The sequence below is a fragment of the Clostridium sp. CM038 genome (assembly GCF_055081105.1).
The window spans coordinates 3,170,987-3,195,780 of sequence record NZ_CM143651.1; the positions used below are offsets into that span (position 1 = coordinate 3,170,987).

The 24,794-nt window shown below is 31.6% G+C and carries 21 protein-coding genes and 1 riboswitch; of the genes, 1 reads left to right on the forward strand and 20 read right to left on the reverse strand.

The features are described from left to right. Nucleotides 1-103: 103 nt before the first annotated feature. The 10 genes from ACWJKS_RS14555 to speD form a co-directional block, all read right to left on the reverse strand. Nucleotides 104-1,042, reverse strand: coding sequence for an ABC transporter permease (locus ACWJKS_RS14555; RefSeq protein ID WP_216301951.1), 939 nt, complete (start codon nucleotides 1,040-1,042; stop codon nucleotides 104-106). Further along, a complete protein-coding gene (locus tag ACWJKS_RS14560; protein WP_462959842.1) occupies nucleotides 1,035-2,114 on the reverse strand; it encodes an ABC transporter permease in 1,080 nt (359 codons plus the stop codon). The genes ACWJKS_RS14555 and ACWJKS_RS14560 overlap by 8 nt, the downstream gene beginning before the upstream one ends. Beyond that, the gene (locus ACWJKS_RS14565) at nucleotides 2,115-3,635 is read right to left on the reverse strand and encodes an ABC transporter ATP-binding protein (protein WP_462959843.1); all 1,521 of its coding nucleotides are present in this window, start codon (nucleotides 3,633-3,635) and stop codon (nucleotides 2,115-2,117) included. Nucleotides 3,636-3,670: 35 nt separating this feature from the next. Further along, complete coding sequence (locus ACWJKS_RS14570) at nucleotides 3,671-4,777, reverse strand: BMP family ABC transporter substrate-binding protein (RefSeq protein WP_165411647.1); 1,107 nt, start codon at nucleotides 4,775-4,777, stop codon at nucleotides 3,671-3,673. A 33-nt stretch (nucleotides 4,778-4,810) separates the two neighbouring features. Beyond that, nucleotides 4,811-5,383, reverse strand: a complete 573-nt coding sequence (locus ACWJKS_RS14575) for a xanthine phosphoribosyltransferase (RefSeq protein WP_165411646.1) — start codon at nucleotides 5,381-5,383, stop codon at nucleotides 4,811-4,813. 128 nt (nucleotides 5,384-5,511) lie between these two features. After that, nucleotides 5,512-5,613, reverse strand: a riboswitch (purine riboswitch). Nucleotides 5,614-5,737: 124 nt separating this feature from the next. Next, the gene (locus tag ACWJKS_RS14580) at nucleotides 5,738-8,170 is read right to left on the reverse strand and encodes a glycogen/starch/alpha-glucan phosphorylase (RefSeq protein ID WP_216302037.1); all 2,433 of its coding nucleotides are present in this window, start codon (nucleotides 8,168-8,170) and stop codon (nucleotides 5,738-5,740) included. 21 nt (nucleotides 8,171-8,191) lie between these two features. Next, the gene (gene glgA / locus ACWJKS_RS14585) at nucleotides 8,192-9,631 is read right to left on the reverse strand and encodes a glycogen synthase GlgA (protein WP_220286065.1); all 1,440 of its coding nucleotides are present in this window, start codon (nucleotides 9,629-9,631) and stop codon (nucleotides 8,192-8,194) included. A 179-nt stretch (nucleotides 9,632-9,810) separates the two neighbouring features. Beyond that, nucleotides 9,811-10,920, reverse strand: coding sequence for a glucose-1-phosphate adenylyltransferase subunit GlgD (glgD, locus tag ACWJKS_RS14590; protein WP_216301948.1), 1,110 nt, complete (start codon nucleotides 10,918-10,920; stop codon nucleotides 9,811-9,813). Nucleotides 10,921-10,938: 18 nt separating this feature from the next. Further along, nucleotides 10,939-12,093, reverse strand: coding sequence for a glucose-1-phosphate adenylyltransferase (locus ACWJKS_RS14595; RefSeq protein WP_216301947.1), 1,155 nt, complete (start codon nucleotides 12,091-12,093; stop codon nucleotides 10,939-10,941). An 856-nt stretch (nucleotides 12,094-12,949) separates the two neighbouring features. Then, nucleotides 12,950-13,768, reverse strand: coding sequence for an adenosylmethionine decarboxylase (gene speD, locus ACWJKS_RS14600; protein WP_462959844.1), 819 nt, complete (start codon nucleotides 13,766-13,768; stop codon nucleotides 12,950-12,952). Between the two features lie 220 nt (nucleotides 13,769-13,988). Between speD and asd the strand changes: the two genes are divergently transcribed. Then, nucleotides 13,989-15,074, forward strand: a complete 1,086-nt coding sequence (gene asd / locus ACWJKS_RS14605; protein WP_462959845.1) for an aspartate-semialdehyde dehydrogenase — start codon at nucleotides 13,989-13,991, stop codon at nucleotides 15,072-15,074. A 467-nt stretch (nucleotides 15,075-15,541) separates the two neighbouring features. Here asd and ACWJKS_RS14610 read toward each other — a convergent pair whose 3' ends face one another. From ACWJKS_RS14610 to cobA, 10 genes are all read right to left on the reverse strand, one after another. Then, nucleotides 15,542-15,853: a hypothetical protein gene (locus ACWJKS_RS14610; protein WP_462959846.1), complete on the reverse strand. Its 312-nt coding sequence runs from the start codon at nucleotides 15,851-15,853 to the stop codon at nucleotides 15,542-15,544. Nucleotides 15,854-16,264: 411 nt separating this feature from the next. After that, the gene (locus tag ACWJKS_RS14615; RefSeq protein WP_462959847.1) at nucleotides 16,265-17,008 is read right to left on the reverse strand and encodes a permease prefix domain 1-containing protein; all 744 of its coding nucleotides are present in this window, start codon (nucleotides 17,006-17,008) and stop codon (nucleotides 16,265-16,267) included. A 4-nt stretch (nucleotides 17,009-17,012) separates the two neighbouring features. After that, nucleotides 17,013-17,345, reverse strand: a complete 333-nt coding sequence (locus tag ACWJKS_RS14620; RefSeq protein WP_216301942.1) for a PadR family transcriptional regulator — start codon at nucleotides 17,343-17,345, stop codon at nucleotides 17,013-17,015. Nucleotides 17,346-17,913: 568 nt separating this feature from the next. Continuing rightward, nucleotides 17,914-18,537: an HAD family hydrolase gene (locus ACWJKS_RS14625; protein ID WP_462959848.1), complete on the reverse strand. Its 624-nt coding sequence runs from the start codon at nucleotides 18,535-18,537 to the stop codon at nucleotides 17,914-17,916. A 350-nt stretch (nucleotides 18,538-18,887) separates the two neighbouring features. After that, entirely contained in the window at nucleotides 18,888-19,469 is a 582-nt protein-coding gene (locus tag ACWJKS_RS14630; protein WP_462959849.1) for a DJ-1/PfpI family protein, read from the reverse strand. A 421-nt stretch (nucleotides 19,470-19,890) separates the two neighbouring features. After that, nucleotides 19,891-20,073, reverse strand: a complete 183-nt coding sequence (locus ACWJKS_RS14635; protein WP_462959850.1) for a hypothetical protein — start codon at nucleotides 20,071-20,073, stop codon at nucleotides 19,891-19,893. 5 nt (nucleotides 20,074-20,078) lie between these two features. Beyond that, a complete protein-coding gene (gene cbiT / locus ACWJKS_RS14640) occupies nucleotides 20,079-20,639 on the reverse strand; it encodes a precorrin-6Y C5,15-methyltransferase (decarboxylating) subunit CbiT (RefSeq protein WP_462959851.1) in 561 nt (186 codons plus the stop codon). Between the two features lie 307 nt (nucleotides 20,640-20,946). After that, nucleotides 20,947-22,221: a glutamate-1-semialdehyde 2,1-aminomutase gene (hemL, locus tag ACWJKS_RS14645; protein ID WP_462959852.1), complete on the reverse strand. Its 1,275-nt coding sequence runs from the start codon at nucleotides 22,219-22,221 to the stop codon at nucleotides 20,947-20,949. A 35-nt stretch (nucleotides 22,222-22,256) separates the two neighbouring features. Then, entirely contained in the window at nucleotides 22,257-23,222 is a 966-nt protein-coding gene (hemB, locus tag ACWJKS_RS14650; protein WP_462959853.1) for a porphobilinogen synthase, read from the reverse strand. A 94-nt stretch (nucleotides 23,223-23,316) separates the two neighbouring features. Continuing rightward, a complete protein-coding gene (cobA, locus tag ACWJKS_RS14655; RefSeq protein ID WP_462959854.1) occupies nucleotides 23,317-24,774 on the reverse strand; it encodes a uroporphyrinogen-III C-methyltransferase in 1,458 nt (485 codons plus the stop codon). Between the last annotated feature and the right edge of the window lie 20 nt (nucleotides 24,775-24,794).

The following is a 24,794-nucleotide window of genomic DNA, read 5'->3' on the forward strand; positions in this document are numbered from 1 at the left end:
ACACAAAACATAAAATAATTGGGGACAGTTAACAACTATTTGCATTTGAATAATTATTAAATGTCCCCTATTATGTATCATGTAAAAAAATTCGAGAAATTAACTATCTTTCTTCTCTAAAATAGGGGTTTCCGAGTCCAGCCGGTGGTGAGTTTTTACTAGATTTTTTCATTGATACTATTACTAAAATAATTATTGTAACTAAATATGGTAGCAAATCAATAAGATATTGAGATACTGAAAAATTAGGTAATCCTTGAAGTCTAAAACCTACTATGTCAAGCCCTCCAAAAAGGTATGCTCCTATAATCGCTCTATGAGGTCTCCAAGTTGCAAAAATTACTAAGGCCACTGCTATCCATCCTCTGCCAGATGTTACATTCTCCTGCCATGCTGGAACATAAACAAGAGATAGATATGCTCCTCCAAGACCACAAAGAGCTCCGCCTACTAATGTATTCACATATTTATACAAATTAACGTTTATACTAGCTGCATCGGCAGCTGCAGGATTTTCGCCAACTGCCATGGTGTTTAAGCCCTTAGTAGTTTTATATAAATATATAAACAAAAGCAAAGTTATAATATATCCCAAATATACAAACACATCTTGATTAAAAAATATATCTCCTATAAAAGGTATATCTCCAATTAATGGAATTCTTTTAGGTACGAAAAATGATTTAACCTTATCTGGGGTAACTTGCCCAATCAATTTTTTACCTATCATACTTGAGAACCCTGTTCCAAATATAGTTAGCGTAAGACCACATACAACTTGATTTGCCCGAAGTGTTATAGTTAAAAACGCATAAATTAACGCTCCAAAGGCTCCTGAAATCGCTGCAGCTATCATTGCTATAACAGGATTTCCCGTACTTAAGCCTGCCATAAATCCAATGACAGACCCCATAAGCATCATGCCTTCTACACCTAAATTAAGGTTGCCTACCTTTTCAGTTAATAATTCACCTAATGTGGCAAAAAGTAGAGGTGTACCTGCTACAACCGCAGCGGCTAAAAATGTTGTTATACTATTCATTTCTATTTTCCTCCTTTAGTATGCCTTGATAGTTAAAATTTATTTTATATTTAATGAAGAATTCACTGCCTAATACAAAAAACAGTATAATTGCTTGTATTAATTGTGCAGCCGCTTCAGGTATTCCAAATGCTGTTTGAATAAATGACGCTCCTTGTAATAGAGCCGCAAATAGTATAGATACTATTACTATAATGGGTGCACTTAATCCTGAAAGCCAAGCTATAATTATAGCTGTAAATCCTGCCCCACCTGCAGCTTGTGCAGACAGTGTCCTACTTACAGCTGATACTTGAATTACACCTGCAATTCCACATAGTGCTCCACTTAAAAATATAGCTATGTACATGGTTTTTCTAATTTTAATGCCTGCATACAATGCTGTTTTTTCACTTTCTCCAAGCACCGAAATTTCATAACCTTTCTTAGTATATTTCATGAAAATATACACTATAATCACAAGTATAATTGCGATTATCCATCCCATATGTATACCAAAAACATCTGGAAGCGTTGCATTTGGCGATAAGTTAGGTATTTTAGGGAAACCCATTGCTCTCTTATCCTTCCAAGGTCCATATTGTAGGTATGTAATAAACTTTAAGGCTATGTAATTTAGCATTAATGTTACAATCGTTTCATTAGTATTCCATTTCCCCTTAAGTAAGGCTGCAATTAATGCCCATAACCCTCCGCCTAAAATACCTGCACAAAACATTATTAATAACAATGGTAATTTATCCATATAGGGAAATTTCAATGCAAAAAAAGTAGCAGCAAAGGCTCCCATTACTATTTGTCCTTCTCCACCAATATTCCAAAATTGCATCTTGAAGGCTATCGATATTCCAAGAGAAGCTACAATCAGTAGTATTGCTTTAATAAGTGTTTGCTTAATACTATAACCCGAGCCAAAGCTTCCCTTTATAAGAGACGCATATACGTCTATTGGATTAAGTTTAATTACTAACAAAAACATACCTAGTACCAATAATGATAGGAGGATTGCAATGCTTCTAATTTTAAAATTATCAGTTTTGCGAGTTTCAGCTCTTTTAACAATCTTCATCATCTAATTCTCCTCCATCTGGGCAGTATTTCCCACCATCATCATACCAATTTCTTCTCTTGAAGCTTTTTTCGCATCAACAATGCCAGTAACCTCACCATCACAAAGCACCATAATCCTATCGCACAACTTAATTAACACATCCAAATCTTCTCCAATGAATAATACTGCCGTTCCTTTTTCCTTCTCTTGACTTATTAGGTCGTAAATCGTATAACATGTATTAATATCCAAGCCCCTTACCGCATATGCCATAACAAGAATCTTCGGATACATACTTAATTCTCTTCCAACTAATATTTTTTGAATATTCCCACCTGATAAATATTTTATGGGATGATGTATGTCCGGTGTCTTAATTTCAAATTTCTCAACCATTTTTTTTGCTTTAATTACGACTGGTTTTCTATCTATAAATATCCCCTTTTGCGTGTGGTAATCCTTTAGCAAAAGGTTATCCACCATTCCCATAGAAGCAACAAGTCCCATTCCTAATCTATCTTCTGGTATAAAGCTCATACTTATGCCTTTATTAATAATATCTCTAGGAGATTTCCCTACTAGATTCTCCCCCTCAAGAACTATTTCACCACTTGCTACCTTCTCAATTCCTGCAATGGCCTCACATAATTCCCTTTGGCCACTTCCAGCAATTCCAGCCACGCCAAGAATTTCAGAACTTCTTAGGCTGAAACTAATATTTTTAATTATCTCTGCCTTTTCAGCATTTAACACTTTCAAGTCCTTTACCTTAAGCATTATATCTCCTGGCTCTTTATTTACCTTATTTATAGATAAATCCGCTTTGCGACCCATCATAAGTTCTGTTAATTGCTTTGGAGTGGTATTTTCTTTTTCAACTGTTTTTATAGCTTCACCTTTTCTTAATACAGTAATTTTGTCACAGATCTCCATTACTTCATCCATTTTATGACTTATAAATATAATTGCACAGCCTTGTTCTTTCATCTTTCTCATTATTTTAAATAATTTTTCAGTTTCACCTTGAGTAAATACCGTAGTAGGTTCATCTAATACCAAGACATCAGCACCTCTATAAAGTACTTTAAGTATTTCAAGATTTTGCCTCTCTCCTACTGCCATATCACAAACATATTTGTTTACATCCATCTCTAAATGAAATTTTACACATATATCATTAATCTTTTTAATTTCTAACTTGTCATTAAAAAATAAGCCTCTATTTTGACCCAGTAATATATTTTGCTTCGCAGTCATTTCCTCAACTAATTTAAAATGCTGATAAATCATTCCTATACCAGCTTTAATAGCATCCTTTGGAGAAGTAAAATTCATATTTTTCCCATGAATAAAAATAGAGCCACTATCAGGAGTATATACCCCTGATAGCATATTCATGAGAGTGCTTTTACCTGCCCCATTTTCACCTAGTAGCGCATGAATTTCCCCACCATGCACCGTTAAATTCATATTCTTATTAGCTATTACCTTTCCGAAGGTCTTACTAATATTCTCTATAGATACATAAGGGATTTCATTCATATTAAATCATCTCCTCCATATTTTAAAATCATATATTATTTCTCTATTTTTCCTTCTACGCCTTTAACAAACCAATTAAATTGTAGTAATTCCTCATCTGTCATGACTTTACCTTTTTCAATTTTAGTAGTTCCCGTTTGGTCCTTTAAAGGTCCTACAAATATTTTGTTTTCACCTGAAAGAATCTCTGTTTTAGCCTTTTCTACAGCCTCTTTTGCTCCAGTTGGTGCATTTTCTGTGAGCGGCGCAAGACTCACTACTCCAGATTCTAAACCTTTCCAATAACTTCCTGATTTCCACGTACCGGCTTTAATAGCTTTTATTTGCTCAACATAATATGGTGTCCAATTCCAAACTGGCGATGTCATATATGCTTTAGGTGCTTTAGCTTTCATATCTGTATTATATCCAATAGCGGATATTCCTGCTTCTTCTGCAGCTTGTAATGGTCCTGCAGTATCTTGATGCTGGGTAATTACGTCTACACCTTCTGCAATAAGTGCCTTTCCTGCTTCTTTTTCTCTAGCTGGGTCATACCAAGTATTAGTCCATTTTACTTTTACTACAGCTTTCGGATTCACTGATTGTACCCCTAGAGCAAAAGCATTTATTCCTCTTATTACTTCTGGAATTGGGTGTGCTGCTGCATATCCTATTTTATTAGTTTTAGTCTTCATTCCAGCAACTATCCCTGAAAGATACCTTGCTTGATAGATACGTCCAAAATAGTTTGACATATTTTCTGAAGTTTTGTATCCAGATGCATGTAGATATTTAACTTCAGGATGTTTCGCAGCTGATGCTTCCATTCCATCCATAAATCCAAAACTTGTTCCTACAATAACGTTAGCTCCTTGATTAATCATTTCTTCACATACTTTTTCAACTTCTGCTAAATCCTCTTTTACTGATTCTTTATACAAAGTTTTTACAGCTAGCTGTTTTTCAATCTCTTTTCTTGCAACATCATGAGAGTAAGTCCAGCCTTCGTCACCTACAGGTCCTACATATATAAACCCTACGTTTATTTCCTTTTTTTGCGTACCTTTTGTCTCAGTTTTCTTATCAGTGCCACATCCTGCAAGCATTAAAGGCATAACTAATGTAAGTACTATTAATAAACTTCCTAATTTTTTCTTCATTGTTAATTCCTCCCGTATAATAAATAATAAGTCTTAGCTAAAAACTATCTTGTTATCTTGTAAAGATTTTATTATGGCTAATGATTCTACTTTAACACCCTCCTTTTCTATGCATATTCTTCCATTTTGAAATGCTTTTTCGATTACAATTCCCACTCCAACCACTTCGGCTTCAGCCTGACGTACAATTTTTATAAGTCCTAATGCAGCATTCCCATTAGCTAAAAAGTCATCAATTATTAAAATCTTATCTTCTTTTTTTATATATTTTTTACTAGTTCTAATTTTATAATTCTTATTTTTTGTAAAAGAAAACACATCAGCTTCATATGTATTGCTATCCAAATTAGTGGCTTCATGTTTTTTTGCAAAAACTACAGGAATGTTACCAAAGTATTGTGCCACAATACATGCTATTCCTATACCTGATGCTTCAACTGTTAATATTTTTGTGATTTCATGTTGTGCAAACCTTTTTTTAAATTCTTTTCCAATTTCATTTAATAGCACTATATCAATTTGATGATTCAAAAAACTATCAACCTTTAAAATTCCACTACCTATTACTGACCCTTGCGTTAATATTTTATCCTTTAATATTTCCATAATCTTCTCCTTTATTAACTATATTTTCAACATACGATTCATTGCAAAACAAAAAACTCCTCTATTAACGGCTTAACGCGTTAGCTAGGGAGTTTATAATAAAAAAATTCATTTTAGAATTATTTAACTATTTTTATTAAAACACCCATAGTCAAGTATTTTACGGCTACTTGGTAGAAACGCTTAGTCCATATTTCTAAGCTTATATGAGTTTGCGAATATTAAGTTTTGTTTTTTATTAATTGTTCGTATTTATAGTTGTATATCAATACTACAACATTTTTTTCGTTAAATCAATATGTATTTAAAAAAATGCTGTACTAGATAATAATCTAGTACAGCATTTTTATACAATTATAATTTAATATTAACCGCAGGAATTCCCCAAATTTCTTTTGCATATTTCTCTACAGTGTTATCACTTGAAAAGATACCCGACTTAGCAATATTTGTAATGGCCATTTGTTGCCAAATGGACTTTTGTCTATATAACCTGTCAATTTCTCTATGTGCCTTTACATAAGCATCAAAATCTTTAAGCACAAAATACTCATCATTGTGTAATAGTAAACTATCATATATGCTCATAAATTCCATTTTAGGAGTTTCTAAAAATCCATTTACCAATTGATTCACTATAGTATTTACTCTTTGATCGCTATTATATATATCATAAGAGTTATAACTTTTATTCTTGTAATATTCTATTACTTCTTCTGATGTTAGTCCAAATAATATAATATTTTCTTTTCCGACTGCTTCAAATATTTCTACGTTTGCCCCGTCTAAGGTTGCTAGTGTTATAGCCCCATTCATCATAAATTTCATGTTACCAGTTCCAGAAGCCTCCTTAGATGCAGTAGAAATCTGTTCACTAACATCAGCACAAGGAATAATTTTCTCAGCTAATGACACACCATAATTTTCAAGGAATACTATCTTTATTTTACCGCGCGCTATAGGATCATTATTTATCTTAGAGGCTATTGTATTAATAAGTTTAATAGTTTGTTTTGCTATATAATAACTTGGAGAAGCTTTCGCACCAAATATAAAAGTTCTTGGAACCATATCTAAATTAGGGTTTTCAAGAAGCTGGTTATATAAATGCATTATATGGAATACATTTAAAGTTTGTCTTTTATAGGAATGCAGTCTTTTTACCTGAACGTCAAATATGGAATTCGGATCAATTTCAGTTCCATAGTTGGTTAATATATAGTTTGAAAATTTTATTTTATTATTCGTTTTTATGCTATGTGTCTTTTCTTGAAAAGCGGTATCCTTTGAATAATCCATTAATTTATGGAGCTCATTTGGAGACTTTACCCACCCATAACCTATAGTTTCCGTTATAAGTTCTGCGAGCTTTTGATTAGAATTTAATAGCCATCTTCTATGAGTTATGCCATTAGTTTGGTTGTTAAATTTTTCTGGGAAGAACTCATAAAAATCAGCCAATTCTTGATGCTTTAATAATTCTGTATGCAATTTTGCAACTCCATTAACAGAATGGCTTCCTACAATAGCGAGATACGCCATCCTTATATATCCATCATAAATAATAGACATTTTATTGACTTTATTCCAATCTCCATTGTACCTATGATACACTTCATTACAAAAACGCCTGTTTATTTCTTCTACAATCATATAAATACGTGGAAGTAATTTTTTAAACATATCTACAGGCCATTTTTCTAGTGCCTCTGCCATAATTGTATGGTTAGTATATGCCATAGTTCGCGTTGTAATATCCATTGCAGCGTCCCAGGATAAACCCTCCTCATCAATTAATAGCCTCATTAGTTCAGCCACAGCTACAGCCGGATGGGTATCATTTATCTGCACCGCCACGTGTTTATGAAACTCACTAAATGAAAGTTTCTTCTTTTTATAATTTCTTAAAATACTTTGTAATCCAGCACTCACAAAAAAATACTCTTGCTTAAGCCTTAGTAATTTACCCTTTTCATAGCTATCATCTGGATATAAAATTTGTGAAATAGCCTCCGCTGAATATTTATTTTCACCAGCTTTTGCATAATTTCCTTGACTAAAGGATGAAAAATCAAAATCTTCCTCCATAGTTTCTGCGCTCCAAAGCCTTAATGTATTTACAGTATTATTCTCATATCCTTTTATTGGAGTGTCGTATGGTACCGCCCTTACACACTCATAATTTTCATGGCTAACTCTTGTTAATCCATTCTCTTTATTTAAATGTACATCTCCACCAAATCTTACTTCTACAGACTTGCTTTCTTTTCTTATTTCCCACGAATTACCATTTCTTAACCAATTATCAGGAACTTCTACTTGATAACCATTTTCTATTTTCTGTTTGAATAATCCATATTTATACCTTATGCCGCAACCATGACCCGGTATCTGCGTAGATGCCATAGAATCTAAGAAACATGCTGCCAATCTTCCAAGCCCACCATTACCGAGCCCCGCATCCGATTCTATATCCTCTATCTTTTTTAAACTAATTCCTAAATCATTAAGAGCATCCTCACAAATATCCTTTATACCTAGATTAACTAGATTACTATCTAGTAATCTACCAATTAAAAATTCCATAGAAAAATAATACACTTGTTTTCCTCTATTTTTTCCATACGCTTTATTACTTTCTATCCATGGTTTAGAGCAATAGTCTTTTACTAGTGCACCTAAAGCATAATATTGATGCAGAGGCGATGCATCAATTTCATCTTCTGCAAACATTGTTTGTAGTTTCTCTACATAGTCCAATTTAAATATTTCTTTATCTATTACTATAATATTCACCACCTAGCAATTTTAAAATTTACTTTTCAGATTAGTATATAATTCCATATAGTTTTCAGCCGAATTTTCCCAACTATTGTTTGAAATCATGGCATTTTGAACTAATTTATTCCAAGACTCTTTGTCTTTGTATAAATCCAGAGCCCTCTTTATAGCATCTAACAATTCTTGACTACTATAATTTTCAAAAGAAAAACCATTACCAATACTAGTATATTTATTATAAGGGATAACGGTGTCTTTGAGCCCTCCAGTTTCCCTGACAATTGGAATACTTCCATATTTCAAGGCTATAAGCTGGCCTATGCCACAAGGTTCAAATAAAGATGGCATCAAAAACATATCTGAAGCAGCGTATATTTGCTGCGCTAGCTCCTCATCGAAAATAATATTTGTAGATATCCTACTTGGGTAAATAGACGCAAAGTATTGAAATATATCTTCATAATATCCTTCACCATTACCAAGCAGTACTATCTGTATTGGAAGAATAAGCAATTCCTGGAGTTTATCCACAATTAAATCTAAGCCTTTTTGTTTCACTAGTCTAGTGGTAATTCCTATCATTGGCATTTCTTCATCTACGGTAAACCCTAGTTTTTCTTGTAGCTTTAATTTGTTTTTCACTTTCTGTTTTATACTTTTTTCATCATAATTGCAAAATATTTTTTTATCCACCCTAGGATCATAGAGATCATAATCTATACCATTTACTATGCCATATATATTTTCAGCCTTTGAGGCTAATAATCCATCTAGCGATTCCCCATAAAAAGGAGTTTGTATTTCTCTTGCATAAGTGTTGCTTACAGTAGTTACTGCATCTGAGAAAACAATCCCGCCCTTCATAAATGATACATTGTCATAAAATTTTAATGCTTCATCATTAAAATATTTCCAATCTAAATCTATTAAATCACCTAGTATCTCTTTGTTGAATACTCCTTGATATTTCAAATTGTGTATAGTGAATACACTTTTTATTTCATTATATCGCTCGTCTTCACTATAATTTTCTTTAAGTAAAGCTGGTACTATTCCAGAGTGCCAATCATTACAATGAATTATATCTGGCACGAAATCCCCCATGTATTTTATAGATTCTAAGATTGCTTTTGAAAAGTAAGAGAATCTCTCTCCATCATCATAATATCCATATATCTCAGGCCTTTTAAAATAATCTTCATTATCTACAAAATAATAAGGCACCTCATCATAAGTCAAATGTTGTAGTCCACAATACTTATCTCTCCAACCAACTTTAACCTTAAAACTAGCTATAGTTTCCATGCAATTTTTAAATGACAAAGGAATTTTACTATATTTAGGTATAATTACTCTTGCGTCAATGCCGAGCTTTCTTAAAGCTTTAGGCAGTGCATATGCAACATCCCCAAGGCCTCCAGTTTTTATAAAAGGATATGCTTCAGAAGCCACAAATAATACTTTCATACTAAACCCCCCATTAAATATATGAAAATAAATAACAAGTAAGTATACTTGTTATTTTGTAAACAAGCATACTTACTTGTTGGTTTGTTAACAAGTAAGTATACTTGTTATTTTGTAAACAAGCTGAACAAGTAAGCATACTTGTTATTTATTTTCATATACCTTATTTTTTAAAATTGTTATGGCCGAAATTTTTTTTCAATAACCACCGGAAAATCTTCATCCCCATTTAGTACTGTATTTTCACTTATAATTGTATTTTTATCAATTATAACATTAGTCAGTTTACAACCTTTTTTAATTTCGCAATTCTGAAATATTATACAATTTTTGATTTCTGCCCCTTCGTGTACCGTCACCCTTCTTGAAATTATACTTTTCTCTATACTTCCTTTTAAAATACATCCATTGGAAATCAAAGCATTACTAACCTTTGATCCATTAAAGTATTTAGTAGGAGCTTCATCTTTACTCTTTGTATAGATTAACCCTTTGTTAAAGAATAATTCCTTGGTTACTTTACCATTTAGCATATCCATACTAGTTTTATAATAATTTTTTACAGAATTTACACATTGGAGGTATCCTTTAAACTCATATGCATTTACATTAAGTTCAGTAATTTCACTACAAATAACTTCTTTCATCGAATTATGATATCCAGTCTGAATGCACTTGTTTACAATAGCTATAAGAGTGCTTTTTTTCATTATATACATTTCCATTGATATATTTAGTTCGTCCTCTGCTCCTATGTTTTTTCCAATGTTCAAAACTTTATTTTCTTCATCAATATATAAAGTGCTACAACTTACATAATGCGTCTTCCCATTATTTGTTTTTTTGTATACTACCGTTATATCGCTACCGGATTCTTCGTGATACTTAGCAGCCTCATTGTAATCCATGTTACATAACATATAAGAAGAAGATATTATTACATACTCTTGCTTAGTTCTATAAATATATTCCATGTTTTCACTTATTGCATCTATATCTTTTAATTGTGATGTTTCTGAGGTAAGATTAAACAAAAATAGTCCATTTATTTTTCTATCTAAATCCCATGGTTTCCCTGAACCTAAATGATCCACTAAGGACCTCGATTTTGTGTTAGTAAACATACCTATATTATGAATACCCGAATTAATCATATTCGAAAGCACAAAATCAATAATTCTATATCTCCCACCTATAGGAATCGACGCTATAGGTCTCGATTTTGTAAGACTTTTAATATTATCTTCTTGCTCATTTAACATTAATATTCCTATATAATTTTTAAGCATGCTCTCACCTCGCAAGTTTTATAATTTAGTTACTTTCTTTGAATCAACCTTAATTTCTCTTCCTTGTTCTATAACAATAATGTCTTCTCCATTGCCAATATGCACATTACGTCTTACGGTAACATTACTTCCTATAATAGCTTTATCTATTACCACATTATTGCCTATTTTAGTATTAGGTAGAATTACGGAATTAGTTATTTTAGTGTTTTTTCCTACATGTACTCCATGAAAAAGCACACAATTGCTTATTTCTCCAAAAACAGTACATCCCTCATTGAGCATTGCATTGTCAATGCTTGCGCTAGGTCCGATATATTGTGGTGGCATCATAGGGTTCACTGTATATATTTTCCATTGATTATCATGTATATCGAGTTCGTTATCGTCAGATAGCAAATCCATATTAGCTTCCCATAAACTTTCAATAGTACCAACATCTCTCCAATACCCTTTGAATGGATATGCATATAATTTTTGATTATTTATCAACATTTTTGGTATTATATTCTTACCAAAATCGTTACTGGAATTTTTATCAAGGTTATCATCTTTTAAAAGCTGTTTAAGAACAGACCATTTAAAAATATAAACTCCCATAGATGCTAAATTGCTTTTAGGCTCTTCTGGTTTTTCATCAAATTCAAAGATGCTGTGATCCTCTCGTGTGTTCATTATTCCAAATCTACTTGCCTCGGCCTTCGTTACTTCTAATACTGCAATGGTAACATCTGCGCCTTTTTCTTTGTGATAATCTAACATTTTGGAATAATCCATTTTATAAATATGGTCTCCTGATAAAATAAGAACATACTCTGGTTCGAAGCTATCGATGTAATTTGTGTTTTGATATATAGCATCTGCTGTGCCGTTATACCAATTTCCACCATCTTGACTTTGGTAAGGTGGAAGTAGACTCACCCCTCCGTTTTTCCTATCTAAATCCCAAGGTGCGCCTATACCTATATGAGAGTTTAAAGCCAAAGGTTGGTATTGAGTAAGAACTCCTACAGTGTCTATATCCGAATTAGAACAATTACTTAAAGAAAAATCTATAATTCTATACTTTCCTCCAAATGGAACCGCAGGCTTTGCTGTGATTTTAGTTAATTGTTTTAGTCTTGACCCTTGGCCTCCTGCCAATATCATAGCTATCATTTCTTTTTTTATCATGCTAGTTCTCTCCTTTCTAAACCTTTACTAATTAAATCATCTCCTGCGGAGCTACAATACTAACTTTTACTAAAGCTAACATCTTACTTAATAAAGATTTTTACACATTTTTACACCTAATTACCTCATCATGTAAAAACACAAAAAAAAATCTTTAGAAAATGCATACATTAATGAGAACAAATACGTTTCATAAAATTTATCTACAAGGTACATAGAATCTTTAGGGATTTTCAAAACAACTAATCAAAGAAAAATATTTGATGGCTTGCCATCCCCAAGAGGCTCATCCACAATTTCGCTTTAAAAATTAGGAATATACCCTCCACTTTAAACATATAAAAATTATAATTTAGTAATTGTATATAATAAATTTTGAATTCTAAAATTTATTAAAACGAAAGCAAAGCCTTATTTAACTGCATTTATTTGAATATTTATAATAATATTTTTATAATGTTTTTATAATTGTATCATAATAATAGGGAAAATATTGGTGGATTTTGCTCCTTATAATAATTATTTATCTACAAGTTTACTAAAGTTTCTTTTAGGATTAGAATATTATTACACTGTTTTAAGTTTCATAATAAAAATATATAAATATTTAAAGATAATTACATTTTTTTTATATCAATAAAATTTTTTTGGGAATAAGTGTTACATTTATAACTATATTACCCGCCAATATTCTGTTAAATATTTACAATTATTTTTCTGTATCAGTTTTTATTACAGATAGCTAAAAATCTATAACTCTATAATCATGCTTTATGATAAAGCTCATAATTATTAAGGCACATTAAAATGAATAATTATTCATTTTAATGTGCCTTAGATAAAATTTCATAGAAATTTACTCATTAGAAATATCCATACCATAAAATATTTCGCCCATTTCCTTTTTTAATTTTTGTATAATATCACATTTTTCATCTTCATTTAAATCTTCTTGTTTAATCTCAAATAAATAATTATCAAGCTCAAAATCGTTTAATATCATTTTAGTATGAAATATATTAGATTGATATATATTCATATCAATTAAGTTGTATTTATTTATAGTTTCTTTTGAAATATAATCTTGTATAGAATTAATTTCATGATCTATAAAATGTTTTTGCCCATCCATATCTCTAGTGAAGCCGCGAACTCTATAATCAATAGTAATAATATCCGAATCAAAACTATCTATTAAGTAATTTAGAGCTTTTAATGGCGAAATAGTACCACAAGTGGCTACATCTATATCTACTCTAAAAGTGCTTATATCATTTTGAGGATGGCTTTCAGGATAAGTATGTACTGTTACATGACTTTTATCTAAATGTCCCACGATATTCTCACGAATCGGAGTTAAAATTCCTCTATTACAGGAAGGATCCACCACATATAATGGAATTTCTTCCTCTGAAATAAGTAATGTTACGCTTGCTCCTTGGGGATCATAGTTCTGCTTTGCAATATTTAGCACACTTGCGCCTATCGTCTCAGTAACGTCGCTAAGAATTTTTGTTAACCTCTCAGCGTTATATTGTTCATCAATATACTCTATATATCTTTTGCGATCCTCTTCTGTTTTTGTATAGCAAATATCATAAATGTTAAAACTTAATGATTTTGTTAAGTTGTTAAATCCATATAGCTTTATTTTATTTTTCTCATTTTTAGCCAACTTTATTCCCCATTTCTATTAGACTTCTTCTAAAGAAAATTATATAACTTATGACTTCATTGTCAAGATATAAATTTATCGTTTCTTTCCATTCTATATAATAAATTGCTTGAAGTATATACTTTTTAACATTATAATTATTTATAATAGCAATATATATAATAGTAATATTTATATTTTTCTACAAATGTATATCATTAGAATCGGAGGTATTAATACAATGTATAAAAAATTAAAAGTTGGATTATTAGGTGGAACTGGATTTGTTGGTCAACGTCTTGTTACACTACTTGAAAATCACCCTTATTTTGAAATAGCTGTTATTGCTGCTAGTGAGAACTCTGTGGGTAAAACTTATTATGACGCAGTAAATAACAGATGGAAACTAGACGTACCTATGCCTGAAAGCGTTAAAAATATTGTAATTAAAAATATAAATGAAGTAGATGTAATAAGCAGCGAGGTAGATTTTGTCTTCTGTGCTGTTAATATGAACGCTAATGAAATAAGAGAAATTGAAGAGAAATATGCAAAGGCTGAAACTCCTGTAGTTTCAAATAACTCTGCACACCGAGGTACACCTGATGTTCCAATGGTTATTCCAGAAATAAATGCTGACCATTTTGAACTAATTAACGCACAACGTAAGCGTTTAGGCACTAAAAGAGGCTTTATTGTTGCGAAACCCAACTGCTCAATTCAAAGTTATGTTCCCGCTATAAGCGCCCTTATGGATTATAAACCCACAAAAATATTAGTTTGCACCTATCAGGCTATATCAGGTTCTGGAAAAATATTTTCAGACTGGCCGGAAATCATTGACAACGTTATACCCTATATAGGTGGAGAAGAAGAAAAGAGCGAGCAGGAACCCCTAAAAATTTGGGGCCATATGGAGAATAATAAGATAGTTAATGCTGCGGAACCTATAATTTCAACTCAATGCATTCGTGTTCCTGTGGCAGATGGTCACTTAGCTGCAGTTTTTGTTTCTTTTGAAAATAAACCATCAAAAGAAACTATTTTAAAGCATTGGGCAAGTTACGAAGGCAAACCACAGCTTTTAGAACTACCAAATGCCCCAGAGCAATTCCTAACTTATTTTGAGGAAAATGATAGACCTCAAGCTAGACTAGATAGAGATATTGAAAAAGGAATGGGCATATCACTTGGAAGACTTAGGGAAGATAAATTGTTTGACTATAAATTTGTTTGCCTATCTCATAACACTTTACGTGGTGCAGCCGGTGGCGCAGTGCTTTCTGCTGAACTTTTAATGAAAGAAGGTTATTTAACTTCAAAATAAAGAGAAAAAAAGTATATATTACGCGTATTGCAATACGATTAATGCATTCACTTGACTAAGAACTACTAATTTTATTTTTAATTAATCTGCTAGAAAACATAAACTCGCTGTCGCTCAAACATATGTTTTTCGAAACGCATCTTAATTAAAAATAAAATAAGAAGTTCTAAAGCTTGCTTCAATGCATTATACGTAATATATACTTTTTTTGCGCCTAAAAATCAGTGTTTTGCGAATATAAAATTCTCTGCCTCTGGGTAGTTCTCTTAGATACATAACAATTATTAATTATTATGTGACCACACTCGACATCCTGCCTCAGGTTCGCTAGCACATCCTTCTGCTTATCTTTTATGTTTTACAACCTTTAAGAGAATCCCCAAATTTTGAGTTTACCTTAATTCAGATTATAAGAATGATATGTCTTAACTTTATAGGTAATTTACCTAAGATAATACTCATTAGCTTTATATCTTATTAATGATCTTAATGAATTCATTATCTAAATGTTCTCTTAGAATATATAAAATTGAATTAAGACTTTTCTTTTCAAAAGCTAAGTCGTTGGGGCCAGCATTATTGTAATACATAATTTTCACTTCATGTGTTTTATTGTAAATTTCCACTCTTTTTACTTGACTCCATGCCGTACTAGAATTGGTACATGCCAAAAAACCGTTCTCATAAATACCTTGTCTTAATTTTGAGATAAGGTAAAATTCAATAAATAAACCTAATCCAAGTAACACCTCAAAAGATTTTTGTCTTTTATAAATCATTAAACTTCATAAGATTGCACCGATAAGAAGCATTACAATACTAAAAATTTTACTGTGCTTGGATTGTATGATTAATTTTCTTTGTTTAACAAGTGATAATATAGTAATGAATAGCATATAAGCCATTTGAATCAATATTGGGATATCTGTTCTATCCATATTTTCTCCTTTCTTATCTAATATAACTTAGTATTATTTCGACGTATCACCATTCTTCTTTTTCCCAACACTCATCAATTAAATGTTCATTTTCCAGCTTCACATTATAGACATAACCTGTCCAGTTTATCTGACTTTTTTAATAAATCTCCTTCTGCTTATCTTTTATATTTTACACCCTTTAAGAGAATCCCCAAATTTTGAGTTTCCCTTAATTTGAATTATAAGAATGTTCCGAAGCAACATCTTTAATCAGCGCCTAAATTTAATACGTAAATCAACCTTTATTAAAGCCCAAGCAATGATTGATATTAAGCAACAACCAAGCCAGACAAAGGATGATATACCTATTTTTCTTAGATACCTAAGGGGAACGTCTTCATTACTGCTACCTATAATTATATTTTTGCTACCCTTCTCTGTGGTAATCTGCTTGCTCGTAGCTCCAATACCCTCCTCAACAGCTTCACCTTGAAAATCACTTGGATATATGTATTCTATATTTTCCAACTTAAAATTAACATTAAATGGACTAGCCAGTGCTACATATATAAGCTTTTTTTTAGATTTATTAAATACTGTACTAATATCTTTATTTATAGAATCTATGTTATCTTTTCTATATGAATTCATTATAGTAAAAATTTCATTATTTCTTGTCTCAATTTGTTTCCAATAAATGTCGGTGCCTATTATAGAAACAGCACCAGATATTATGGTTATTAAGAGAAAGGCTACTGCTATTATTAATGTTTTTTTTGCCTTCTTGTTCACAAACTTAAATATACCAATTAATTCATTTTTAATTTGATTTTCTTCACCAAATCTATTAATTGCAATGGAAATGCTTTCTTCTTCAGATTTTCCTTCAGACTTTAACTCTTCTATCAGTTGCAATAAATGATTTTTCATTTCATATTTTAATGATTCGATTTCTTCTTTATTGCCACCTACATGTTTGTAAACTGAATTAACATACTTATCAATCTGTTCCATAAAATTATACCCCCCTGTAAAATGTATCAATAATTTTTTTAAAAAATATCCACTCAGTTTTTTTATTGTTTAAATAATTCATTCCTTCGGCTGTAATTTTGTAATACCTACGCCTTCCTCCACCACTTTCAGTATCATCCCAATATGGGGAAATTAGCTCGTTATTTTCAAGTCTTTTTAAAACAACATACATTGTTCCCTCTTTAATCTCAAATGTTTCTTGACTTATATTTCTTATCTTTTTGGCAATGTCATATCCGTATAAATCTTCACCTACTAAAAGGCTCAATATTATACTTTCGATATATCCTTTTATCATCTCTTTATTTATTTCCAATTTTTCTCACCTCATAATTACATAATAGCACAAACTACTATATAGTGTACAGTAGTTTGTGCTATATAATTTCACAATAAAAAACACAGAATTAATTAAATCTATGTTTAAGTGACAACTCTTTGCTGCGTCATATTTTACAATGATGTATGTATCGTTCTTTTATGATATAGGAAACAGCTTGCGGAAAACAATGTGGATAACCTTTTTTACAATTAATAGTCAAGATTGATTTTTCATTTGCCAATATTAAATTCAAAGCCTCTGAATAGTTCTCTGGAGACATAACAGTTGTTAATTGTTATGTGCTCACATCCAATGGTATGTATTTTAACAATAAAAGATAAGTAGAAGGTTTAACGACATTTTAGGAGCAAAGTCTAACACTTCTATAAGTGGGGGTTACATACTCTAACAAATAGAAAACTTCAGTGGGAGTATAAATCTCCTTCTAAAATCGTTAATATTGCAGCGACCCAGGAGATGATTTAACACATCTTTCTGCTTATCTTTTATATTTTACACCCTTTAAGAGAATCCCCAAATTTTGAGTTTCCCTTAATCGGGATTAACCCTCTATAAGTTCCAATATTTGTTTAGGGTTTTGAAAAATATAATTTGCATTAATCCCAATTGAGGATTTAGCACCCCATAACGCTAATGCAAAATCTATACCAGCACTGAATGCACAGTCCATATCATACTTAGTGTCACCAATGTAAATTGTCTTTGATTTATCTGCTCCTGATAATTCAATAAATTTTAAAATAGGTTCTGGATTAGGCTTATGTTTTTCTGTATCATCTGCGCAAACTACTAATTTAAAGTAATTGGTTAACCCAAAAGGTACAAAGTCATTTATGTACTCTTTTTTAGTCTTTGAAGTAACTATACCTACTGAAATCCCCCTTTCATTTAATTTAACTAATGTATCCTTAATGTCATCGAAAACTTTTACATGAGAAATATATTCTTTTAAATATCTATTCCATTTATCATTAGACTCGGGGAGATTAGTTATTCCAAGTTTATTTAATGTTACCTCTCCTGGAATACCTAACGCGAATCTTAATTCTTCAAAGCTAAAATTTTTATTAAATTCTTCAAACATTAATTTTTGGAGTGATGAAAGAACTGCAAATTCAGTATCTAAAATCGTACCATCAATATCAAATATAACATAATTATACATTATTAACCTCCGTTGTTAAAATTGAGTAGTTTCACATAGTTTACATACCTACAATTTGTAAACTAGCTATTTAAGCCACTTCTATGATACTAAATATAGATAAGTCAAAAAACAATTAATCTACGATTATCTATCAATCATACATTTGTGGTTAATGCACCCTTCATGAATAATTATACATCAAATGCCCATAATAGTATTTTTGTTTTTTCTTTAATTTAAGGCTCTGACTCTGGGTAGTTCTCTGGGGGGACATAAAAATTGTATTGAAAAAGCGTCAGAGGCTTAGAGTAACTTTTCTTATAATATGCTATTTAGCACAATATATTTTTAGCCAAAGAATTATTTTCTTAATACCCCATCAATTCTTTAACCTTCTCCTTATTTTCTTTATTTGTCAATTTCTCTAACAATATGAAAGCCACTTCCATTGCAGTCGATGGATTCCAAGATGTAATTATATTCTGGTCAATTACTATTGGTTGATTGATAACTTCAACACCAAAATCTTTCAACTGTTTTTGCCTTATTCCATCTCTTTTATTGTAGGTAGTTCCTCTTCTTCCTTTTAAAACTCCACTTTTCCCTAGTGGTAATGCAGCAACACATATTGTGGCTATAGTTTTACCTTTTTTATCAAATCCCCTTAGAATTTCTAAAAACTGTTCGTTATAAGCATCATTATAGAAATCATATTCTATAAATCCTCCTGGAATTGCTAATGCGTCATAATCATCAATATTTACCTCATCAAAAGTGTAGTCTACAATAATCCTTTGATTAAATGTACTGTTTACTTGCTTGGTCCTTCCACATGTAAATAATTGTGTGGATTTATCACCATCAATGTAATTCCATCCAATTACATCAATAAAAACACTTGCTTCAAATGTTTCAAATCCATTTGCCAATAATAATAACACTTTTTTCATATTTATTCTCCTCTTAATTTGTAGATAGTGTAAATACTATCGAAAATAAAATAAACTAACAATACTTAATATTCATAATATCAGCATACACTTGTAACTTTTTTATAAAAACTTTTAATTAATAAATATATGTATACAAAATAAAGTGCAATTTTTATACTTTTAGGAAACCATACATAAACAGATTTCCATGATACTCCCTTAAAAATATATGGAATTAGATATAAACAACTAACGCCTTAATATTAATCTTTGAGTTTTAATTTCTATGGTACCTTTGTGATTTAACACGAAAAACGCTGTAGATAAGTGAATAGTTCTCTAGGGATCATAATAATTATTAATTGTTATACGCTCACATCAATGGTATGTATTATAAGCAGAAGGTTTAACATTTAGAGCCTAGCTCATAGTTTATATATCACCAACGTTTTTCAACTGCAATACGAGTATCTGACAAGAAGCCTATTATTGCCACTATACTCATACAACATTTTTCAAACATTGTACCTAAAAATTGTTGAACAATACCCATTAATCCTAAAGGTAATGTCACCACTAAAAACACCGTTAAAAATTTCGACCAAAATTTATTCATTTTCAAAAGAATTATTTTGCTCCACTAACAACAAATATAGGGTTATTTGCCATTAACATATAACTCTTTCCTTTTGTCTTGCTTACTTGAATTTGTACACATTCTACTTCATAATTTAACGCTTTTAAAGCTTCCATAGCCTTGTACACATTATTTATTGTTATGAAGTTTAAAACAATATTTCTGTTTTTCTTAAGCTTACCTCCGTACTTCTCGATAATATCAGCTATATTTCCACCACTTCCACCTACAAATATAGCATCAAATTCTCCTGTTATATCGGTTTCTATCTCCATGGCTTCTGAACTTAGTATTTCCAGGTTACTCGTTTTAAATTTTTCTTTATTTTGTTTTATAACCTCTAATGCATCAACATCTTTTTCTATAGCGATTACTTCACCACTACTGCATATCTGAGCAATTTGAATACTTACTGATCCTGTCCCCGCACCGATGTCTAATACCCTATAATCCTCTTGAAGCTCAAGTTTTACCACACTTAATATTCTTACTTCTTCCTTAGTCATTGGGCAATTGCCCCTTATAAATTCATCATCTTTAATAAATCTCATGTTTTACACTTCCTTCAATTTTAGAAATTAAGTATTTTTTCTTAATAGATACTAACAAAAGTATACATCGCGTAAAATGCGTTTGAGCAAGCCTTAGTTATTCTTAATTTGTTTTAGTTTTAGATGCGTTAAGAAAAACACATGTTTGAGCGCTAGCGAGTTTGTGTTTTTTAGCAACTGTAAATAAAATAAATTTTAGAATTACTTGGCAAAGCGAACGCATCTGTAGCGATATATACTTTTCGTTATAGCATACAGCAAGAAAAAATTGTTACTTCACATATTGTGCCTGTTATTCACTGAACTCTTATATTTTAAAACTATTAAACGCCTCTAAGAATTTTTCAATATCATTATCAGTATGCTTAACGCATAAGAATATTGCCTCAAATTGAGAAGGTGCAATATTTATTCCACTTTTTATCATATGTTCAAAGTATTTTGCAAATAGCGATGGATCACAAGTTTTAGCATCTTCAAAAGTTTTAACTTCACTCTTCTTTGTAAAGAAGGCTGTAAGCATTGAACCACATCTATTAACTACCATAGGTATACCTTTTTCTTTTGCAATTTCGAGTAGTCCCTTTTGAAGTTTTTCTGAAAGTTTCTCCATGTGCTCGTATTGACTAGGGTTATTATAAAGCTTAGTTAATGTTTCATATCCTGCTGCCATTACCACTGGATTCCCAGACATAGTGCCCGCTTGATAAACTGGTCCCATAGGTGATAATAACTCCATTATTTCTTTTTTCCCACCATATGCACCACAAGGAAGTCCCCCTCCCATGATTTTTGCATAGGTTTCTAAATCAGGAACTATTCCATAAATGCTTTGTGCTCCTTTATATGCCACTCTAAATCCACTCATTACTTCATCAAAAATAAGTAGACTCTTGTATTCATCACATAAATTTCTAAGCTCTAATAAAAATTCTTTTTCAGCTGGTATAACTCCCATATTTCCTGCTACTGGCTCAATTATTATGCAGGCAATATCATCACTATATTTCTCAAACAATGCTTTAACGCTGCTAATGTCATTGTAATTTGCAATTAATGTATGTATAATACTTTCCTCAGGAACACCTGCTGAACCTGGTATTCCCGCGGTCATTACTCCTGAACCGGCTTCAACTAAAAATCCTTCAAAATGTCCATGGTAGCAACCTGCAAATTTTATTATTTTATTCTTTCCTGTATATCCCCTTGCAAGCTTAACTGCACTCATTGTGGCTTCTGTACCTGAGTTAACCATTCTAATCATGTCTACACTATCTACAGTGCTGCAAATGTGCCTTGCGAGTTTTAGTTCTAATTCTGTAGGTGCACCAAAGGCAATAGCACTAGTGCAAGTATTTTGTATAGCTTTTACTACATCATCATCACTATGCCCAAGTATCATAGGTCCCCAAGCACATACGAAATCTATGTATTTATTTCCATCTTCATCATAAATATATGCGCCCTTACCTTTTTTAATAATTGGAGGAGTTACACTTACATCTTTAAACGCTCTAACTGGGCTATTAACTCCACCAGGCATATATTGCTTTGATTCATTAAATATATCTAAATTTCTCATCGTAATTTCCTCTTTTCTAAATATTTAATTTCTAACTATCCCTTAATCCATCTACATAAATCAAGTGCATAATAAGTGATTATCATATCCGCTCCTGCTCTTTTCATAGACATATGCATTTCCATAGCTACAGCTTTTTCATCAATTAATCCCATTTTTGCAGCTGCTTTTACCATAGCAAATTCTCCACTAACACTATAAGCTGCTATTGGCACATCATGTCTATCACGAGCCCATCTTATTACATCTAAATATGATAATGCTGGTTTTACCATTACAATATCTGCGCCCTCTTCAATATCGCATTCTATTTCTCTCATAGCTTCTCTGATATTTGCTGGATCCATTTGATAAGTTTTTCTATCCCCAGACTGTGGCGTTGAGTTAGCCGCTTCTCTAAAAGGGCCATAAAACGCTGACGAGTATTTTGCACTATAAGCCATTATTGATACATCTTTAAATCCATTTCCGTCTAAAATTCCTCTTATTGCAGCTACGTGACCATCCATCATGTCAGATGGTGCTATCATGTCCGCTCCAGCTACAGCATGAGATAATGCTATTTCTGCCATATATTTTAAACTCTTATCGTTATCTACTTTCTCGTTTTCTAATATTCCACAGTGTCCATGACTAGTATATTGACACATACATACATCTGTTATTATAACTAATTTTTTTGATATCTCCCGTACCTTTTTAACTGCTCTTTGAACAATACCATTTTTATCAAAGGCCCCACAACCAACTTCATCTTTATGATCTGGTAATCCGAATAAAATTACTCCACGTACGCCCACTTCTTCAACTTCTCCAATAATTTCATGAAGTCTATCTAATGAAAAATGATAATTTCCTGGCATTGAAGATATTTCTTCTTTAATATTTTCACCTTCTACTACAAAAATAGGAAATATAAAATCTGATGGTGTTAATATCGTTTCTCTTACTAAATCTCTTATGTTACTTGTTTCTCTTAATCTTCTATTCCTTTTGAACACAGTTATCCACTCCTAATTAAATAAATTATCATTTTATCCACAAATTGTTATTAAATCATCACCTGCGAAGCTGTAAATTTTCTCTAAATTAACATTATATTTTTACAAGCTTGCTTATAACCCCTTCTGCACTATATTCATCACATATAATAGCTTCTATACCATTACCTGAAAGTTCCTTTGCAGTTATAGGTCCTATAGCCAGTGCCGTTTTCGATTTTATAACTTCAATACCTACCATTGTAATCATATTTTTAACAGTCGACGGTGAAGTAAATACTATCAAATCTACATCTTTTATTTCATTTTCATATCTTAATTTACCACAAACCGTTTCATATGTGAAAACTTCATCCACGCTGCAGCCAGTACTTCTTAATTCTTCTACCAAATAAGGTCTTGCATCTTTAGATCGAGGAACTAATATTTTATCTTCCGCTTTTACGTATGTCTTCATTTTCTCAAACAAACTTTCAGCAACAAAATGATCTGCAACTATTGCTGCCATAATCCCTCTATTTTTAAGAGCGCTTGCAGTGGCTGGTCCTATGGCTGCAATTTTAGCTTTGAGCTTCCTAATATCAAATTCAATATCCTTTAAGTAATCGAAAAAAATATTCACTCCATTTACACTGGTTAAAGTTAAAAAATCATAACCCGCAAGCTTTGTTTTATAATCATCTAAATTATATGAGGTGTTTTTAAATTCAATGGAATTTATCTCAAGTACTTCTGCACCTAAATCTATTAATTTTTCTCTTAATTCCTTTGATTGCTCTTTGGAACGAGTTATACAGATGTTCTTCCCGAATAAAGGTTTCTTCTCGTACCAATTGAATTCATCATTAAATTTAATTACTTCCCCCACTACGATAATGCAAGGAGAAGATATTTCTGATTTTTGCACCTTACATAAAATATCTTCTAGCGTTCCCACTACCTTCTTCTGTTTTGATGTAGTTCCTCTCATTATTACCGCGCAGAGAGTATCTTTACTTTTTCCATTGGATATAAGATTTCCTGCAATCTTTTCTAGATTTTTAAAGCCCATCATAAAAACCAAAGTTCCGCCAAGTCTTGCTACCGCATTCCAATCAATATTAAGCTTTTCTGCGGTCATTGCAGTGAATATATGGAAACTTTGAGCTATCCCTCTATGAGTGATAGGTATCCCAGCATAATTGAGCACTGATATTGGTGAAGTTATTCCTGGTATAACTTCAAATTCAATGTTCTCTTCAAGAAGTGCTAAAGCTTCCTCGCCGCCACGTCCAAATACAAATGGATCTCCGCCCTTAATTCTTCCAACTACATGTCCTTTTTTAGCCAGTGTTACTAGCATTACATTTATCTCTTCCTGAGTTTTATAATGACAGCCTGGTTCTTTTCCACAATAGTATATTTCACAATCCGCTTTTAAATATTTAAGTATACTAGTACTTGCTAACCTATCATACATAACTGCAGTACATTTTTCTAGCATTCTTATTGCTTTTAGGGTTATTAGTTCCTCATCTCCTGGACCGACTCCCATTAAATAAACCTTTCCCATTAGTATCCCCTTTCTACTTT

Excerpts from the sequence above, each read along its gene's own strand:
- cobA (WP_462959854.1), bottom strand. The coding sequence starts at position 24,774 with ATGGGAAAGGTTTATTTAATGGGAGTCGGTCCAGGAGATGAGGAACTA.
- ACWJKS_RS14630 (WP_462959849.1), bottom strand. The coding sequence starts at position 19,469 with ATGAAAAAAGTGTTATTATTATTGGCAAATGGATTTGAAACATTTGAA.
- ACWJKS_RS14565 (WP_462959843.1), bottom strand. The coding sequence starts at position 3,635 with ATGAATGAAATCCCTTATGTATCTATAGAGAATATTAGTAAGACCTTC.
- ACWJKS_RS14615 (WP_462959847.1), bottom strand. The coding sequence starts at position 17,008 with ATGGAACAGATTGATAAGTATGTTAATTCAGTTTACAAACATGTAGGT.
- ACWJKS_RS14610 (WP_462959846.1), bottom strand. The coding sequence starts at position 15,853 with ATGATTTATAAAAGACAAAAATCTTTTGAGGTGTTACTTGGATTAGGT.
- ACWJKS_RS14595 (WP_216301947.1), bottom strand. The coding sequence starts at position 12,093 with ATGATAAAAAAAGAAATGATAGCTATGATATTGGCAGGAGGCCAAGGG.
- asd (WP_462959845.1), top strand. The coding sequence starts at position 13,989 with ATGTATAAAAAATTAAAAGTTGGATTATTAGGTGGAACTGGATTTGTT.
- ACWJKS_RS14625 (WP_462959848.1), bottom strand. The coding sequence starts at position 18,537 with ATGTATAATTATGTTATATTTGATATTGATGGTACGATTTTAGATACT.
- ACWJKS_RS14575 (WP_165411646.1), bottom strand. The coding sequence starts at position 5,383 with ATGGAAATATTAAAGGATAAAATATTAACGCAAGGGTCAGTAATAGGT.
- cbiT (WP_462959851.1), bottom strand. The coding sequence starts at position 20,639 with ATGAGATTTATTAAAGATGATGAATTTATAAGGGGCAATTGCCCAATG.
- glgD (WP_216301948.1), bottom strand. The coding sequence starts at position 10,920 with ATGCTTAAAAATTATATAGGAATATTAATGTTAAATGAGCAAGAAGAT.
- ACWJKS_RS14570 (WP_165411647.1), bottom strand. The coding sequence starts at position 4,777 with ATGAAGAAAAAATTAGGAAGTTTATTAATAGTACTTACATTAGTTATG.
- ACWJKS_RS14560 (WP_462959842.1), bottom strand. The coding sequence starts at position 2,114 with ATGATGAAGATTGTTAAAAGAGCTGAAACTCGCAAAACTGATAATTTT.
- glgA (WP_220286065.1), bottom strand. The coding sequence starts at position 9,631 with ATGAAAGTATTATTTGTGGCTTCTGAAGCATATCCTTTTATAAAAACT.
- ACWJKS_RS14555 (WP_216301951.1), bottom strand. The coding sequence starts at position 1,042 with ATGAATAGTATAACAACATTTTTAGCCGCTGCGGTTGTAGCAGGTACA.
- hemL (WP_462959852.1), bottom strand. The coding sequence starts at position 22,221 with ATGAGAAATTTAGATATATTTAATGAATCAAAGCAATATATGCCTGGT.